The following is a 15932-nucleotide window of genomic DNA, read 5'->3' as shown; positions in this document are numbered from 1 at the left end:
GTTTTCCTCCCGGTTGCTGAGTGTCATTAAGGGTCAGCGGGACTTTGCGCCTTTCTTGCGCTGGGCATAGCCCGCGATGCCAATGGCGATGAGCAGGGTGGTGCCGTTGAACAGCGGCTCGACCCAGAAGCTTCCGCCAAACTGCTGGATGCCGGAGATGCCTGCAGCGAGGATCATCACGCCGACAATGGTGCCCCAGACATTGACGCGGCCCGGCTTGATCGTCGTGGAGCCCAGGAAGGCGCCGACGAGGGCGGGCAGCAGGAATTCAAGACCCACCGACGCCTGACCGATGCGCAGCTTGGAGGCGAGCAGAATGCCCGCCAGCGCCGTCATCAGACCGGAGGTGAGGAAGGCGCCGATCACGAACTTGCGCGTCGGAATGCCGTTGAGTTCGGCCGAGCGCTGATTGGCGCCGATGGCATAGAGGTAGCGGCCGACGGGCGTGTATTCGAGCACCACCCACATCACCAGCGTGATGGCCAGAACATAGAAGGCCGTGATGGGCAGGCCGAAGATGAAGGTGCCGTTGATGGCATAGAAGGCATCCGGCAATTGGCCCACCATCTGCCGTCCGCCCGTGTGCCACAGGGCCAGCGCATAAAGGATGGTGCCCGTGCCGAGGGTGGCAATGAAGCTGTCGATGCGGGCGACCTCGACGAGGATGCCGTTGAGAATGCCCGTGGCAATGCCCAGCACCAGCACGATGCCGATGGCCACCGGCCAGGGCAGGCCGTAGACCGTCTGCAGCGAGATGGCGAGGATATGCCACAGCACGATGCCGTAGCCGACCGTCAGGTCGATGCGTCCCGCCACCATGGGAATCATGGCCGCAAGGGAGAGGAGCGCGATGATCGCCTTGTCCGACAGGATCGCCCGCAGGTTCAGCATGGTCGGGAAAGTGTTCGGCAAGAGGATCGAGAACAGGATGATGAGGCCGAACATGAGGATGACGAGGCCATAGGTGGGCGCAAGGCGCAGGGCCCGGCCCATCAGGGAAAGCCCCTGCAGTTCATCCTTGGTCGGTTCGATGGCGTTGGATTCGATGGAGGGCATGAGGGGCCTCAGGCAGCTTCACCGGCCGATGCGGCCTGGATCAGGGATTCGGTGGACAGTTCGACACCGCTCAGCTCCGCGACCGCCTGGCCGCGGGAGAAGACGATGGCGCGGTGGCAGATGTTGGCGATTTCCTCGAAGTCGGTGGAGACCACGAGCACGCCCATGCCGCTGGCGAGAGCTTCGTAAAGCAGGTGATAGATCTCGGCCTTGGCGCCGACATCGACGCCGGCGGTCGGGTCTTCGGTGATCAGCAGCCGCCGGCCGCTGTCCAGCCACCGGCCGACGACGACCTTCTGCTGGTTGCCGCCCGACAGCGCCTCGATGGGCAGCGCCGGGTCATTGGGCGAAAGACCGACCCGGCGGCCGATTTCCGCCGCCATGTCCTCTTCCTTGCGCGGGCTCATCAGCGACAGCATGCCCCGTCCGGTCGCCGCCGGATTGACATAGGCGTTCTCGCGGATGGTCAGGCCCGTGGCGACGCTTTCCGCCACCCGATCGCGGGCGACAAGGCCGATGCCCGAAGCCATGGCGGTGATCGGTGAGGCCAGATCCGGCGTGCGCCCGTCCAGCACCACGGTGCCGGAATGCGGCATGACGCCGAAGAGCGCACGGCCGATATCCTCATGACCGGCACCGCGCAGGCCCGCAAGGCCCAGCAGCTCGCCGCGCCTGAGTTCGAAATCGACAGGCCCGACCTGCCGGGTGAGCAGGGAGCGGACGGAGAGAATGGCCGTGCCTTCCTGCACATCCGGACGGCTGATCTCGCGGGTCTTGCGGCCTACGATCAGGCTCACCAGCTCTTCCGGCGTGGTGTGGCCGATGGCGCGCAGGCCTGCCATCTGTCCGTCGCGCAGCACGGCCACACGGTCGGCAATGCGGAAGATCTCGTCCAGCCGGTGGCTGACATAGATCATCCCGACGCCACGGGATTTCAGCGGGCGCAGCGCGTTGAACAGGCGCTCCACCTCGTCAGCCGGAAGGCTGGCGGTGGGCTCGTCCAGCACGAGGAAGTCGCAATCGGCGGCCAGCGCGCGGGCGATGGCGACGAGGGATTTCTGCGTGCGCGTCAGATTGGCAACGCGGGCGGTGGCGGGAAAATCCGCATCCACCAGCTTCAGCGCTTCGGTGGCCATGGCCTCCGTGGCGCTCCAGTCGATCCGGCCGCGCTTGCGCACATAGCCGAGCGCCAGGGCGATGTTTTCGGCCACGCTCATCCATTCGATGAGGCCGAGATCCTGGTGGATGAAGGCGACCTTCTGATGGCCGCCCTTGCCCGCCTCGTGATGATAGGGCACGCCATCGATCGACACCGTCCCGGTGTCGGCCTTGTGGGTGCCGGACAGAACCTTGATCAGGGTTGACTTGCCCGCGCCGTTTTCGCCCAGAAGTGCAAGGATTTCTCCCCGCTCGACTTTCAGCGAAACCCCGCGCAGGGCCTGCGTGCCGCCAAATGACTTGACGATACGGTCAAAAAACAGACCATCATTAGCCGGTTGCATACCGGTGTCTCCTCCCATGTCTCCGTCTCGGCTCTTGCGGCTGAGTTACCGGTAACGTTATGTAGCGTGTATCGGCTCAGATGGGTTGTCAAGCGCAAAGTTATCGATAACATATTCTGCATATGCGGCAGTCTGGAAGCATGATGGACCGGCGGAACAAGGCCAATATGGATGACATCGCCCGCGTGGCGGGGGTGTCGAAAATGACGGTAAGCCGCGTCCTGCGCGGCGGCAGCGGATTTTCCGAGGAAACGCGCGGGAAGGTGCTCGCAGCGGCGGAGACGCTTGGCTATGTGCCCAACCGTCTGGCGGCTGCTTTCGGCTCGGATCAGGCGTCGACACTGGTCGGTATGTGCGTGCCGCGCCTGAGTTCAAGCCTCTTTGGTCAGGTGCTCGACGGGGTGGACCGCGCCCTGTCGCGGCTCGGCTATCAGCTGATGATCGGGGCCAGCAATCACGCGGTGGAGCAGGAAGAGGACTGGGTGCGGCAGGTGGTGAGCTGGCGCCCGGCCGGCGTCATCCTCTCCGGCAGCCTGCACACACCTGGCACCGTCGAGATGCTGCGCCAGTCGGCCATGCCGGTGGTGGAGGTGTGGGAGCTGACGACAAGCCCCGTCGACATGGCGGTCGGCTTTTCCCACTTCGATTGCGGCATGGAAATGGGCCAGTTTCTGCTGCGGCGCGGGCGGCGCAAGGTTGGCTATGTCGGGGCCTTGGGCCTGTCGGATGTGATCAGTTCAGCCCGGCTCGATGGCTTCGAGGCGGCACTGTCGGCTGGCGGCCATCCGCTGGCGGCGAAGGAAATCCTCATCGACAACCCCGGCTTCTACCGGGGCTTCTACGGGCTCGAAACCCTGCTCGCGCGTGAACCGGACCTTGATGCGGTCTATTTTCACAATGACGAAATGGCCATCGGCGGCCTTGCCTATTGCGAGGCGCGGGGCATCCGCGTGCCGGAGGATCTGGGTATCGCCGGCTGGGGCGGCATGGAAGCGGCTTCCGTCCTGCCGCGCCGCCTGACGACCACGGTTGTTCCCGCCACCGCCATCGGCAAATCCGCCGCCGAAGCCCTCGTCGCCCGCCTGCGCGGCGAACCGGGGCAGGACATCACCGTTGTCCCGACGCGGCTGGTGCCGGGGGAGACGGCGTAGGGGGGCTTCTGCTTCAGCTTTGTGAGTGCCTCAGCCGCTGGGCACTGCGTTGCGAACAGGCACTGAGTCACCCCGGCCAAGCGCAGCGCGAGCCGGGGGCTACTCGTTTGCAGAGGGGTGCTGTTGTCTCATTCGGGGTGGCAGTCACCGGCCCTGCGCACGCCTCTTTGCCGCGTTCCAGTCTCGCCGCTCTGCAAGCGAGTGGTTCCCGGATCTCCGCTGCGCTTCGTCCGGGACGACGCGGAATGTGTGGTGGGGCTGTGCGTCTGCCCCTTTCTTGAGTCTCAGTCAAACACTGCCCCATCCCCTGAAGAAGGGGCAGTGTTCAGTTTTGTTGTCAGGACGCCGAGAGGCCCCAGGGGCCGTGGTGGGCGTCCTTGCCGTCGAGGCGGTCGAAGCCGTGGGCGCCGAAGAAGTCGCGCTGGGCCTGGATCATGTTGGCGGTGCCGCGTGCGGTGCGCATCAGGTCGAACCAGGCAAGGCCCGAGGCCAGAGCCGGAACCGGCAGGCCGTTGAGCGCGCCGAGGGCGACGATCTTGCGCAGGGCCGGGAGCGCTGCCTCGATGCGGCGGGCAAAGTCCGGCGCCATGATCAGGTTGCGCGTTGCGTCTTCCGTCAGGGCGCTGGCCATGTCGTTCAGCATGTCCGAGCGGATGATGCAGCCGGCTCGCCACACGCGGGCGATGTCCGGCAGCGGCAGGTTCCAGCCGAAGGTGGCCGAGGCTGCGGTCATCATGGTGAAGCCCTGCGCATAGCACAGGATCTTGCCTGCGATGAGCGCCTGCTCCAGCTCGTCAGCGGAAGGCGCGTCGGCGAGCTTCTGCGGGGCCGCGCCATAAAGCGCTTCACCGGCCTTGCGCTCGTCCACGCGGGACGAGACGTTGCGCGCCATCACGGCGGCCTCGATCACCGGCACCGGAGCGCCCAGATGCTGGGCTTCGATGACGGTCCAGCGGCCCGTGCCCTTCTGCCCGGCAGCATCCAGAATGACGTCCAGCATCGGCTGGCCGGTCAGCGGATCGGTGGCGGCGGCGACAGCGCCGGAGATTTCCACCAGATAGGAGCGCAGGGTGCCCTCGTTCCACTTCTGGAAGATTGCGGCTGCATCGGCGGCGCCAAGTCCCATGCCGTCGCGCATGATGCCGTAGACTTCGGCGATCATCTGCATGTCGGCATATTCGATGCCGTTGTGCACGGCCTTGACGAAGTGGCCCGCGCCTGCTTCGCCCATCCAGGTGGCGCAGGGCGTGTCGCCGTGGCGGGCGGCAATGGCGGTGAGAACCGGCTTCACCCGCTCGAAATCGGCCGGGTTGCCGCCAGCCATGATCGAGGGGCCGTGACGCGCCCCTTCCTCGCCGCCGGACACGCCGATGCCCATGAAGCGGACGCCAAGGTCTGCGGCAGCGCGGCGGTTGGTGTCGTGGAAGTTGGCGTTGCCCGCGTCGATGATCAGGTCGTCCTTGCCGAGCAGCGGAGCCAGAGCCTCGATCTGGTCATCCACGGCCTTGCCGGCCGGCACCATGAGGATGATGGCGCGCGGCGGCTTGATGGCCGCCACCAGATCCTTCAGGCTTTCGGTGGGAACCACGTTTGCGGCCAGATCGCCGGCTTCCGCGTGGAAGCGGCGGGTCACATCCGTGGTGCGGTTCCACACGGCAATGCGAAAGCCTTTTTCGGCGATGTTCAGCGCCAGTGCGGCACCCATCGTGCCAAGTCCGATGAGCCCGATCTCTGCCGAAGTCATGGCCATTGTAGTCCTTTCCGGTTCAGGATCACGGAGTAGACGCTGGTCGTCGCCGTGATGAAGAGCTGATGTTTCGCCCTGCCGCCGAAACAGAGGTTGGACACCAGTTCCGGCACAAGGATCTTGCCCATGAGGTGGCCCTCCGGGGCGATGCAGTGGACGCCATCGGCAGCCGAGGACCACAGATTGCCGTCCTCGTCCACCCGGAATCCATCGGCACAGCCTGGCTGGATCGTGTGGAACACACGCCCCTCGCTGGGTCTGCCGTTTTTCATGACATAGGCCCGGATGTGCTGGGGATCGCTGCCGAACATGCGGCCGGTATCGGCAACATAGAGCAGGCTCTCATCCGGGCTGAATGCCAGTCCGTTGGGACAGGCCATATCATCGATCACTTTGTCAATGGTGCCGTCGGGGTCCACCCGGTAGACCGCGCAGGGCAGTTCCTGTTCGGACTTGAAGCCCTCGTAATCGGTCATGATCCCGTAATGGGGATCGGAGAACCAGATGGCGCCATCGCGCGAGACGATGACATCATTGGGAGAATTCAGGCGCTTGCCCTCGAACTGGCCGGCGATCACGGTGATTGAGCCGTCCCATTCGGTGCGGGTGACGCGGCGCGTGCCGTGTTCGCAGGAGATCAGCCGGCCCTGCCTGTCGCGGGTGTGGCCATTGGCATAGTTGGAGGGAGCGCGGTAGGTGGTCACCCCGTCCGGCGTCCAGCGCATGATGCGGTTGTTGGGGATGTCGGAGAAAAGCAGATGCCCGGCATCGCCGAACCAGACCGGGCCTTCCGCCCAGTCAAAGCCGGTGGCGATCCGCTTCACCGGCGCATTGCCGAGGACGTAGGTCTGGAAAACCGGGTCAATGACCTCGAAGAACGACATGAAACCTCCCTGTCCCTGCGGGCCGTTGGTCCGGCCTGATTGCAGGTAGCGTTACCACCTGAGGCGTGGGCGAGAAAGGCGTTTGCGCGACGAGGCGGTTCTGAGTTGAGATGAGACCGCGCCCGGCGGCCCTTGCGGGCCAGTGGGGTGCCGGGCGCGGCAGCTGGATGGAGAACCCGTCAGGAAAAGGCGATCTGTGCCTTCATGGCCTGGCTGCGGTCGGAGGCCAGCAGGAAGGCTTCTTCTGCCTTGTCGAGGCCGACCGTGTGGGTGATCAGCGGCTTCACATCGATGAGGCCGTTCTGCATCAGGCTGACGCCCACGGCGAATTCCGGATGGAAGCGGAACGAGCCGCGCAGATCCAGTTCCTTGGCCGTGATGGCCATCATCGGCACGCTCATGTCGCCGCCAAGGCCAAGCTGCAGGATGATGCCACGCGGGCGCAGGGCCGCGATGCCGCCGGCCAGTGCAGGGGCCGCGCCCGAGCACTCGTAGAGCACGTCGAAATAGCCCTTGTCGGCGTTGTAGGCGGCCAGCGCATCCGGTTCGCTCGCCATGTTGATGGTGCGGTCGGCACCCACCTTGCGGGCCAGCGCCAGCGTGAAGTCAGAGAGGTCCGTCGCCACGATTTCCTGCGCGCCCGAGCGGCGGGCGGCGAGAATCGACAGGATGCCGATGGGGCCGCAGCCGGTCACCAGCACGCGCTTGCCCAGCATGTCGCCCGCACGGCGGGTGGCGTGCAGGGTCACGGCCAGCGGCTCAGCCATGGCAGCTTCGCCCGGGGTCAGGCCGGTTGCATCGACGCACTGGAACTGGTCAGCCACCAGCACTTCGCGGAAGGCGCCCTGAATGTGGGGGAAGGGCATGGCCGAGCCGTAGAAGCGCATGTTGAGGCACTGGTTCGGCAGGCCCTCAAGGCAGTACTTGCAAGTGCGGCAGGGGCGGGACGGGGACACGGCCACAAGCTGGCCTTCGCTGTAACCGGTGACGCCGGGTCCAACGCTCTCCACATAGGCGGAGACTTCGTGGCCGAGAATCATCGGCTCGCGCAGGCGCACGGTGCCGAAGCCGCCGTGGTTGTAGTAATGCAGGTCCGAGCCGCAGACGCCGCCGGTGGCAAGGCGCAGGCGCAGCTGGCCTTCGCCCGGGGTTTCCTCCGGGCGCTCTTCGACGCGCAGATCCTTGGCGGCGTGAATGACGATGGCACGCATGGGTGTGATCCTTACAGAACCGGTGTCGGCAGGGGCTTGCCGGCGAAATGGGCGGTCAGGTTGTCGCGCACAAGCTGGCCCATGGCCTTGCGGGTCTCGATGGTGCCCGAGGCATGGTGCGGCTGCAGCAGCACGTTGTCGAGCTTGAGGAAGCGCGGGTTGAGCTTCGGCTCGCCTTCGAACACGTCAAGCGCGGCCGAACCGAGCTTGCCGCTCTCCAGTGCGTTGAGAAGCGCTTCTTCGTCAATGTTGGAGGCGCGGCTGATGTTGATCAGCATGCCTTCCGGCCCCAGAGCCTCGATCACCTTCGGGCCGACGATGTGCCGCGTGGCAGCCGAGGCCGCGAGGGTGACGAACAGGAAGTCGGAACGGGCAGCCAGTGCGACCGGGTCCTGGATGAACTCCCACTGCGACGCGTAATCCTTGGCGGACACGTCCGAATAGGCGATCTCCATGTCGAAGCCGGCGAGGCGCTTGGCCACTTCATAACCGATGCGGCCAAGGCCCAGCACGCCAGCCTTGCGGCCCCAGACGCGGCGCTTCAGCGGATAAAGCCCCTTGGCGGCCCACGAGCCGTCCTTGACCCAGGTTTCCGCGCCGATCATGCCGCGCGACTGCACCAGCATCATGGCAACGCCAAGGTCGGCCACGTCATTGGTCAGCACGTCCGGGGTGTTGGTCACGCGGATGCCGCGGGCCTTGGCAGCGTTCAGATCCACCGCGTCATAACCGACGCCATAGACGCTGATGACTTCGAGATTCGGGCAGGCTGCGATCATGTCAGCATTGGCGCCCAGCTCGCCGCGCGTGGCGATGCCGCGGATTTGCGGGCCCACTTCAGCAAGGAAAGCCGCCTTGTCCGCCGCCTCGAAATAGCGGTGCACGGTGAAGGCTTCATCAAGGGGGATCTGGTCCCACTCCGGGTAGGGTCCAACCTGGAGGAGGTGGGGCTTGCTCATTCTTGTCTCCGTAAGCTTCGTGCTTGACATCAAATGTTATCGATAACATAAACAGGGTCAGACGAACTTGTCGAGTGGTTTTCTGACAAAGGGGAAGAGAGTGAGCCTTCAGCTATTTGACCTGACCGGACGCCGTGCACTGGTAACCGGTTCCTCGCAGGGTATCGGTCTGGCGCTTGCCAAGGGGCTTGCGGCTGCCGGTGCGCAGGTGGTCCTGAATGGCCGGGATGCGGCGCGTCTGGCCGAAGCTGCGGCCCAGATTCCGGGTGCGGAAACCCTCGCCTTTGACGTGACGGATCACGAAGGCGTGCGCGCTGCCGTTGACGCCTTCGAGGCGAAGAATGGCGCCATCGACATTCTTGTGAACAACGCCGGCATGCAGCACCGCGCCCCGCTGGAGGACTTCCCCGCAGATGCCTTCGAGCGCCTGCTGCAGACCAACATTGCCAGCATCTTCCATGTCGGTCAGGCCGTTGCCCGCCACATGATCAAGCGCGGCAAGGGCAAGATCATCAACATCGCCAGCGTGCAGACCGCGCTCGCCCGCCCGTCCATCGCCCCCTACACCGCCACCAAGGGCGCTGTCGGCAACCTGACCAAGGGCATGGCCACCGACTGGGCCAAGTATGGCATCAACTGCAACGCCATTGCGCCGGGCTATTTCGACACGCCGCTCAACGCCGCGCTCGTGGCCGATCCGGCCTTCTCCGCCTGGCTCGAAAAGCGCACGCCTGCGGGCCGCTGGGGCAAGGTCGAGGAGCTGGTTGGCGCCTGCGTGTTCCTGTCCTCGGAAGCGGCCTCCTTCGTCAACGGCCACGTGCTGTTCGTTGACGGCGGCATCACGGCCTCGCTGTGATGAGCATCCGCATCATTCTCATGGGCGTTGCCGGTTGCGGCAAGTCGAGCGTGGGTGAAGCCATCAGCGCTCGCACCGGCATTGCCTACCGGGATGGTGACGACCTGCATCCGGCGGCGAACGTCGAGAAGATGCGCGCAGGCATTCCCCTGACCGACGATGACCGCTGGCCCTGGCTCGATCAGGTGGGCCGGGAACTGGCGGACAAGGCACCGCTCATCATCGGCTGCTCGGCGCTGAAGCGGGTCTACCGCGACCGCATCCGGGCGCTGGCCGGCGGACCGGTAACCTTCGTGCATCTGGCCGGCTCGCGCGATCTCATCGCCGGGCGCATGGCGCAGCGCACGGGGCACTACATGCCCCTGTCGCTGCTCGACAGCCAGTTCGCGGCGCTGGAACTGCCGCAGCCGGACGAAGGCGCGCTGACCGCCGACATCAGCCAGCCGCTCGATGCGCTGGTGGATGGCATCGTCAAGGGGCTGAATCTGGAGGAGATCAAGGCATGACTGGACATGTTGCGCTGATTGGCGCAGGCGCCATGGGCGGTGCCATCGGCGCCCGCCTCGTTGAAACCGGCACGCCGCTGAAGGTGTTCGATCTGGACACCGCCAAGGTGGACGTGCTCGTGGCCAAGGGCGCTGTGGCTTCGGCCAGTGCTGCAGAGGCTGCATCGGGCGCCAAGGCCGTGATCCTCAGCCTCAATGCGCCGCGCATCGTCCGGGCCGCCGTTTTCGGCGCTGGCGGTGTTGCAGAAGGGGCAGCATCGGGCACGCTGATTATCGACATGTCGTCGATCGATCCGGAAGCGACGCGCCAGCTTGCAGCGGATGCGGCTGAAAAGGGCCTGCGCTGGGTGGACAGCCCGCTGTCCGGCGGCATTCCGAAGGCGGCCATCGGTCAGCTTACCCTCATGCAGGGTGGGGCAGAGGCCGACGTGGCAGAAGCCCAGCAGGTGCTTTCCGGCGTTGCCAGCAACCAGACCCACATGGGCCCGGCGGGCGCAGGCCAGACCACCAAGCTGATCAATCAGGTGCTCTGCGGCCTTGGCTTCCTGGCCGTCGCCGAGGCAACCGCGCTGGCGGAAGCTGCCGGTGTGGAGGTGAGCCGCATTCCGCAGGCGCTCAAGGGCGGGCGCGCCGACAGCGCCATCCTGCAGGAATACATGCCCCGCTTTGCCGCGCGCGACTACCGCCGCACGGGCCGTATCGACAACATGGTGAAGGACCTCAACGGCGCGCAGGATCTCGCCCGCCTGACCCACACCGCCATGCCGCTGACCGCCATTTGCGCCGAGGTGCACCGCATGCTGACCGCAGCGGGCCTTGGCGGAGAAGATCAGGCCGCCTTGATGGAGTTTTTCAAGGGGCCCAAACAGGAGAACTTTGAATGATCACCCGTTACGCCCTGTTCGAGGGCAAGGTTCATGAAGGCCAGGACGCAGCTTTCCGTGAGGCCGTGCTGTCCGAAATCCTGCCGAAGTGGAAGGGCTTCCCCGGCGCGCTGGCCGTGCGTGTCACCTTTGCGGAAAGCCGCGACGAGGGCGCTCCGGAATATCCGATGATCCTCGCCATCAGCTACCCGGACCTTGCCACGGTTGACGCTGCTCTTGCCAGCCCGATCCGGGCCGAGGCGCGTGCTGCGACCGAGTCCGTGCTGGAGCGCTTCTTCACGGGCCGCATCCATCACCACATCACCACGGCACACGACCACGTTCTGGCTGGCTGAGTTTCCAGCCGGAGAACCTTGCGGTAATACCGGAAGGTCACATTAACTCCAGCTCCACGGCCCCTGATGCGTCAGACCCGCAAACCGCCCACCATGGCTGATGTCGCCCGCGTCGCGGGCGTCTCACCCATGACCGTCAGCCGGGCCTTCAAGGACGGCAGTTCGGTCTCGGAGGCAACGCGCACGGCGATCCATCAGGCGGCCGAGGAGCTGGGGTATGTCTTCGACAGCACGGCCTCCAACCTGCGCTCGCAGCGCACGGGCTTTGTTGCCGTCAGCATTCCCTCGCTGAACAATGCCAACTTTGCCGAAACGGTCGGCGGCCTCTCCGACACGTTGAAGGATCATGGCCTCCAGATCCTTTTGGGCTACACCAACTATGACATTCATGCCGAAGAACAGCTGATCGAGCAGCTGCTGCAGCGCAGGCCCGAGGCTATTGTCGTCACCGGTGGCAGGCATACGCCGCGTGCCCGCAAGCTCTTGGAAAATGCCGCCATCCCCGTCATCGAGACGTGGGATCTGCCCCGCGCACCCATCGGCCATGTGGTCGGCTTTTCCAACGAAGCTGCGGTACGGGCAATGGTCGATCACTTCGTCGCACGCGGCCTGCGCAAGATCGCCTTTATCGGCGGGGATGCTGACCGCGACACACGCGGCACCGACCGCCGCAACGGGTTCATCTCGGCCATGAAGGCTTACGGACTGGACACAGGCCGGCTGATTGCCGCCGGTGTGCCGCCCATTTCCATGCGGGAAGGGGCCAATGCCATGGGCCGCCTGCTGGAAGAAATGCCGGACACGGAAGCCGTCATCTGCGTGTCCGATCTTTCGGCCTTCGGCGCGCTGACCGAATGCCAGCGCCGGGGCGTGCCGGTGCCGGAGCGCATTTCCATCGCAGGCTTCGGTGACTACGAGATTGCCGGCATTTCCGTGCCCTCGCTGACCACGATCAACCCGCATCCGCGCCAGATCGGCGAGCGGGCGGCAGGCATCATCATCGAGGCCCTCGGCGGCAAGACCATCTCCCGTCAGACCATCGCCATCGCCCCCGTCCTGCAGATCCGCGGCAGCAGCGTGTGAGCGGGGTGGCCCGCTCCATCCTCCGTCCTGCCATGACTTGATCATGGCAGACATCCCCTTTCGCCTCAGCGGTGTAGGCGTGTGATTGGGGCTGTGTGACGTTGCGGGGTTGCGAGGCTGTGCCGTGCGGGTGGGGAACGGCGTGGATGCCATGGTCGAGCCATGGCATGACGAAAGTTATTGATTTTAAGGGGTTTTCTGTTCTTTCGTGTTGCGTCGACCCCATCCTCCGTCATGCCATGACTTGATCATGGCATCCATTCCCTTTCGTCTCAGCAATCTGTGCATGAGATTGGGCTGTATGACGGTGCGGGGTTTCGAGGCTGTGCCGTGCGGGTGGGGAACGGCGTGGATGCCATGGTCGAGCCATGGCATGACGAAAGTTATTGATTTTAAGGGGTTTTCTGTTCTTTCGTGTTGCGTCGACCCCATCCTCCGTCATGCCATGACTTGATCATGGCATCCATTCCCTTTCGTCTCAGCAATCTGTGCATGAGATTGGGCTGTATGACGGTGCGGGGTTTCGAGGCTGTGCCGTGCGGATGGGGAACGGCATGGATGCCATGGTCGAGCCATGGCATGACGAAAGGTATTGATTTTATGGGGGGTCTTCTTTTTTGCCCCTGCGCCGGCCCCATCCTCCGTCATGCCATGACTTGATCATGGCATCCATCCCCTTTCGCCTCAGCGGTGTGTGCGTGAGCTTGGGGCTGTGTGACGGTGCGGGATTGCGAGGCTGTGCCGTGCGGGTGGGGAACGGCGTGGATGCCATGGTCGAGCCGTGGCATGGCGTAGCCTCTGAGATAAATAGTTTTTTCCTCCCCGCCGAATGCAAAAGGGCGGCCCGTTGCCGGACCGCCCTTCTGAACACTCATACGCTGCAGATTACTTCTGCAGGGCGACGATGGCGTTGACGAGGGTGTCGCCGTTCTCGGCAATGAAGTTGTCCCACACCGGGCGGACGACTTCCTGGAAGGCGGCGGCGTCGACGTCGCTGTTGACGGTCATGCCGGCAGAGGTCAGTTCGGCGATCATGGTCGCTTCCTTCTCCTGGGCCAGCTTGCGCTGCATGGCGACGGCTTCTGCAGAGACTTCGGTGATGACCTTCTGCTCGTCAGCGGTGAGGCCCTTGAACTTGTCATTGTTCATGACGATCGCAAGGTTGGAGTAGGCGTGCTGGGTGAGCGAGAGGTACTTCTGCACTTCATAGAACTTGAAGGACAGAACGATGCCGATCGGATGGTCCTGCGCGTCCACAACGCCGGTTTCCAGGGCGGTGTAGAGCTCGGCCACCGGCAGCTGCTGCGGGTTTGCGCTCAGCAGGGTGAACATGTCGTTCAGAGCCTTGGAGTTGTTGACGCGCATGCGCAGGCCGGCGAGGTCAGCCGGGGTCTTGATCGGGCCGCGGCTGTTGGTCATGTTGCGGTAGCCGTTTTCCGGGAAACCCAGAACCTTCATGCCCAGCGGCTCGAACTTGGCAGCAATGCCCTGGCCGATTTCGCCGTCCAGAACCTTGTAGGCGACTTCGCGGTTCGGGAACATGAAGGGCAGCTCGACCACGCCGGCGTCCTTGACGAGGCCGGTGAAGTTGTTGAGGCCCGACATGGCGATGTCGATGATGCCCGAACGGGTGCCGTCGATCATGGCCGCATCATTGCCCAGCTGGCCCTGCGGGAAAATGTTGACCGTGACGGAACCGTTGGTACGCGCCTCGACCTGCTCCTTGAAGAACACGGCAAGGTTCTGCTGCAGATCCGTTTCCGGTGCGGCATGTGCGAACTTCAGTGTGGTCTGCGCCTGTGCGCTGACAGCGGCAAGGGTCAGGGCAGTGGCGAGGCCAAGGGCTTTCAGGACTTTCTTCATGCAGTACTCCTCCCAGAATGATGGCGTTGAGCCAGGGTACGGTTATCCGCCCATGAAACGGGCCGGAACGGTGATCAGCTCGGGCACCAGGATGAACAGGCCGAGCAGAAGGGCGTAGGCGATCACGAAAGGCCAGACGCCCTGAACGGCGCGGCTCATCGGAACACGGCCTACGCCGCAGATGACGTTGAGAACCGTTCCGACCGGCGGGGTGATCAGGCCGATGGAGCAGTTCATGATGAACATGAGCCCGAAATAGACAGGGTCGATCCCTGCCATTTTGATAACGGGCATGAACAACGGCACAAGGATCAGAACTGTTGGTGAAAGATCCATGACCATACCCACAGCCAGCACGATCAGCATGATGACCAGCATCAGCAGGCGCGGGCTGTCGATCAGCGGCTGGAGCAGGGCCGCAAGCTGCTGCGGCAACTGAGCCACCGTGATGAGCCAGGCGGCGACCATTGCAGCACCGACGAGGAACATCACCATGGCCGTGGACCGTCCGGCGCTGATCAGCACCTGCAGGAAGTCACGGAATGTCAGCTCGCGGTAGACAAGCGTGGAAACAAGGATCGCATAGACCGCCGCAACCACTGCCGCTTCCGTGGCCGTGAAGGCGCCGGTGCGGATGCCGCCGATGATGATCACGGGCAGCAGCAGTGCCCAGATGCCATCCTTCAGGGCTTTCCAGCGATCCGCGCCAGAGGCCTTGGGTAGGACTTCAAGGTTTTCCTTGCGGATCATGAAGCTCCACACCAGCACCAGCGTCAGGCCCATCATCAGGCCCGGGGCGATGCCGGCGAGGAACAGCTTGGCGATGGAGATGTTGCCCGAGACGCCGATGAGGATCAGCGGCAGCGACGGGGGAATGATCGGCGCAATGATGCCGCCTGCGGCCAGAAGGCCAAGGCTGCGGCCTTCCGGATAGTTGCCGTCGCGCATCATCGGATAAAGGATCGAGACGAGTGCGGCAGCATCGGCCACGGCCGAACCGGACAGGCCGGCCAGCACGATGGAAGTCATGATCGCCACATAGCCGAGCCCGCCCTTGCGGTGGCCGACGAGCGAGGAGGCGAGGCGCACGATGCGCGTGGACAACCCGCCGCGCGACATCACTTCACCGGCGACAAGGAAGAAGGGGATGGCCAGCAGCGGGAAGTTGTCGACGCCGTTGATGAGGTTCTGCGCCAGAATGTCGGTGCTGAGCAGATCCATCTGCAGCATCAAGGCCATGGAGGCGAGCAGCAGGGCAAAGGCAACCGGAAGGCCAAGCAGGATCGCACCGATCAGGACGGCCAGAAAGAGAACGAGGGTCATTCCGCGCCATCCTCCGCAAGGACTTGCTTCACACTGTCAGGATTGATGATGCGGACCACTGCGATGGCGGCCATGAGCACCGAGGAAACAACACCGGACAGATAGAACAGCCCGGAGGGCAGGCCCGTGAGCGGCGAGATGTTGGCCATGTTCATCATGGTCTGCTTCATGCAGCCCCAGAACAGCAGCAGCACGGTGCCGAGGATGACGAGCCAGCAGGCGCGGCGCAGGAGGCCGATGTACTTCGGGAAGACACCTTCGGCGAATTCGGCCAGCGCCAGATGCTCGCCCCGGCGCAGGGTGACGGCAGCACCGAGCATGACCACCCAGACGAACCAGAGGCGCGACAACTCCACCGAGACGCGGATGCCGGACGAGAAACCGTAGCGCAGGACGACATTGGCAAAGACGATGGCAATCATCGCGGTCAGAAGCGCCGCCATGATGAGATCGATCGAGCGCCAGATGAGGCGGATTATGCTGTGCATCCGTCCTCCTCCCAGAAGTTGGAATGCTTCAAATTGCACGGGCTGTGCGTTTGGGTTATCGTTAACCCACCATGGATGATATCG

Annotated in this window: 15 protein-coding genes; 6 read left to right on the top strand and 9 right to left on the bottom strand. The window is 64.3% G+C overall.

Going from position 1 to position 15932, the window contains the following annotated elements; translation table 11 throughout:
* Positions 1-33: 33 nt before the first annotated feature.
* Together ACVNHC_RS10430 and ACVNHC_RS10425 are read right to left on the bottom strand one after the other, a co-directional pair.
* Positions 34-1056, bottom strand: a complete 1023-nt coding sequence (locus ACVNHC_RS10430; protein ID WP_430511377.1) for an ABC transporter permease — start codon at positions 1054-1056, stop codon at positions 34-36.
* 8 nt (positions 1057-1064) lie between these two features.
* A complete protein-coding gene (locus ACVNHC_RS10425; protein ID WP_457167202.1) occupies positions 1065-2558 on the bottom strand; it encodes a sugar ABC transporter ATP-binding protein in 1494 nt (497 codons plus the stop codon).
* 140 nt (positions 2559-2698) lie between these two features.
* Between ACVNHC_RS10425 and ACVNHC_RS10420 the strand changes: the two genes are divergently transcribed.
* Positions 2699-3709 carry a LacI family DNA-binding transcriptional regulator gene (locus tag ACVNHC_RS10420; protein WP_208982798.1) on the top strand — a complete coding sequence of 337 codons (1011 nt, stop codon included), beginning with the start codon at positions 2699-2701 and terminating at the stop codon, positions 3707-3709.
* A gap of 337 nt (positions 3710-4046) precedes the next feature.
* Here the strand turns inward: ACVNHC_RS10420 and gndA are convergent, their stop codons facing one another.
* The 4 genes from gndA to ACVNHC_RS10400 form a co-directional block, all read right to left on the bottom strand.
* On the bottom strand, positions 4047-5459 hold the full coding sequence (gndA, locus tag ACVNHC_RS10415; RefSeq protein ID WP_457167201.1) for an NADP-dependent phosphogluconate dehydrogenase: 1413 nt from the start codon (positions 5457-5459) through the stop codon (positions 4047-4049).
* The gene (locus ACVNHC_RS10410; protein ID WP_457167200.1) at positions 5450-6340 is read right to left on the bottom strand and encodes an SMP-30/gluconolactonase/LRE family protein; all 891 of its coding nucleotides are present in this window, start codon (positions 6338-6340) and stop codon (positions 5450-5452) included. The genes gndA and ACVNHC_RS10410 overlap by 10 nt, the downstream gene beginning before the upstream one ends.
* Before the next feature lie 179 nt (positions 6341-6519).
* Complete coding sequence (locus ACVNHC_RS10405; RefSeq protein WP_457167199.1) at positions 6520-7551, bottom strand: L-idonate 5-dehydrogenase; 1032 nt, start codon at positions 7549-7551, stop codon at positions 6520-6522.
* Positions 7552-7562: 11 nt separating this feature from the next.
* Entirely contained in the window at positions 7563-8510 is a 948-nt protein-coding gene (locus ACVNHC_RS10400; protein ID WP_457167198.1) for a 2-hydroxyacid dehydrogenase, read from the bottom strand.
* Positions 8511-8610: 100 nt separating this feature from the next.
* On the opposite strand from ACVNHC_RS10400, the gene ACVNHC_RS10395 reads away from it, so the two are divergent.
* The 5 genes from ACVNHC_RS10395 (at position 8611) to ACVNHC_RS10375 (ending at position 12174) form a co-directional block, all read left to right on the top strand.
* A complete protein-coding gene (locus ACVNHC_RS10395) occupies positions 8611-9366 on the top strand; it encodes an SDR family oxidoreductase (protein ID WP_019965592.1) in 756 nt (251 codons plus the stop codon).
* A complete protein-coding gene (locus ACVNHC_RS10390; protein ID WP_457167197.1) occupies positions 9366-9872 on the top strand; it encodes a gluconokinase in 507 nt (168 codons plus the stop codon). Before ACVNHC_RS10395 ends, ACVNHC_RS10390 begins: the two co-directional genes overlap by 1 nt.
* Positions 9869-10756 carry an NAD(P)-dependent oxidoreductase gene (locus tag ACVNHC_RS10385; RefSeq protein WP_457167196.1) on the top strand — a complete coding sequence of 296 codons (888 nt, stop codon included), beginning with the start codon at positions 9869-9871 and terminating at the stop codon, positions 10754-10756. Before ACVNHC_RS10390 ends, ACVNHC_RS10385 begins: the two co-directional genes overlap by 4 nt.
* Entirely contained in the window at positions 10753-11091 is a 339-nt protein-coding gene (locus tag ACVNHC_RS10380; RefSeq protein WP_055454226.1) for a hypothetical protein, read from the top strand. The genes ACVNHC_RS10385 and ACVNHC_RS10380 overlap by 4 nt, the downstream gene beginning before the upstream one ends.
* A gap of 66 nt (positions 11092-11157) precedes the next feature.
* Positions 11158-12174, top strand: coding sequence for a LacI family DNA-binding transcriptional regulator (locus ACVNHC_RS10375; protein ID WP_457167195.1), 1017 nt, complete (start codon positions 11158-11160; stop codon positions 12172-12174).
* A gap of 885 nt (positions 12175-13059) precedes the next feature.
* Here ACVNHC_RS10375 and ACVNHC_RS10370 read toward each other — a convergent pair.
* From ACVNHC_RS10370 to ACVNHC_RS10360, 3 genes are read right to left on the bottom strand one after another with little or no spacing between them, the layout of a single operon-like run.
* On the bottom strand, positions 13060-14037 hold the full coding sequence (locus ACVNHC_RS10370; RefSeq protein WP_457167194.1) for a TRAP transporter substrate-binding protein: 978 nt from the start codon (positions 14035-14037) through the stop codon (positions 13060-13062).
* 42 nt (positions 14038-14079) lie between these two features.
* Positions 14080-15360, bottom strand: coding sequence for a TRAP transporter large permease subunit (locus ACVNHC_RS10365; RefSeq protein WP_457167193.1), 1281 nt, complete (start codon positions 15358-15360; stop codon positions 14080-14082).
* A complete protein-coding gene (locus tag ACVNHC_RS10360) occupies positions 15357-15848 on the bottom strand; it encodes a TRAP transporter small permease (protein WP_457167192.1) in 492 nt (163 codons plus the stop codon). Before ACVNHC_RS10360 ends, ACVNHC_RS10365 begins: the two co-directional genes overlap by 4 nt.
* Positions 15849-15932 lie beyond the last annotated feature (84 nt).

It is taken from the genome of Pannonibacter sp. Q-1 (assembly GCF_054073275.1).
The sequence above is the reverse complement of the archived record's forward strand: the minus strand, read 5'-3'. Positions and strand labels throughout refer to the sequence as shown.

Bases quoted from the DNA above. Each gene is read 5' to 3' on its own strand.
- ACVNHC_RS10410 (WP_457167200.1), bottom strand. From the start codon at position 6,340: ATGTCGTTCTTCGAGGTCATTGACCCGGTTTTCCAGACCTACGTCCTC.
- ACVNHC_RS10380 (WP_055454226.1), top strand. From the start codon at position 10,753: ATGATCACCCGTTACGCCCTGTTCGAGGGCAAGGTTCATGAAGGCCAG.
- ACVNHC_RS10390 (WP_457167197.1), top strand. From the start codon at position 9,366: ATGAGCATCCGCATCATTCTCATGGGCGTTGCCGGTTGCGGCAAGTCG.
- ACVNHC_RS10370 (WP_457167194.1), bottom strand. From the start codon at position 14,037: ATGAAGAAAGTCCTGAAAGCCCTTGGCCTCGCCACTGCCCTGACCCTT.
- ACVNHC_RS10400 (WP_457167198.1), bottom strand. From the start codon at position 8,510: ATGAGCAAGCCCCACCTCCTCCAGGTTGGACCCTACCCGGAGTGGGAC.
- ACVNHC_RS10385 (WP_457167196.1), top strand. From the start codon at position 9,869: ATGACTGGACATGTTGCGCTGATTGGCGCAGGCGCCATGGGCGGTGCC.
- ACVNHC_RS10405 (WP_457167199.1), bottom strand. From the start codon at position 7,551: ATGCGTGCCATCGTCATTCACGCCGCCAAGGATCTGCGCGTCGAAGAG.
- ACVNHC_RS10430 (WP_430511377.1), bottom strand. From the start codon at position 1,056: ATGCCCTCCATCGAATCCAACGCCATCGAACCGACCAAGGATGAACTG.
- ACVNHC_RS10360 (WP_457167192.1), bottom strand. From the start codon at position 15,848: ATGCACAGCATAATCCGCCTCATCTGGCGCTCGATCGATCTCATCATG.
- ACVNHC_RS10365 (WP_457167193.1), bottom strand. From the start codon at position 15,360: ATGACCCTCGTTCTCTTTCTGGCCGTCCTGATCGGTGCGATCCTGCTT.
- gndA (WP_457167201.1), bottom strand. From the start codon at position 5,459: ATGGCCATGACTTCGGCAGAGATCGGGCTCATCGGACTTGGCACGATG.
- ACVNHC_RS10425 (WP_457167202.1), bottom strand. From the start codon at position 2,558: ATGCAACCGGCTAATGATGGTCTGTTTTTTGACCGTATCGTCAAGTCA.
- ACVNHC_RS10375 (WP_457167195.1), top strand. From the start codon at position 11,158: ATGCGTCAGACCCGCAAACCGCCCACCATGGCTGATGTCGCCCGCGTC.
- ACVNHC_RS10420 (WP_208982798.1), top strand. From the start codon at position 2,699: ATGATGGACCGGCGGAACAAGGCCAATATGGATGACATCGCCCGCGTG.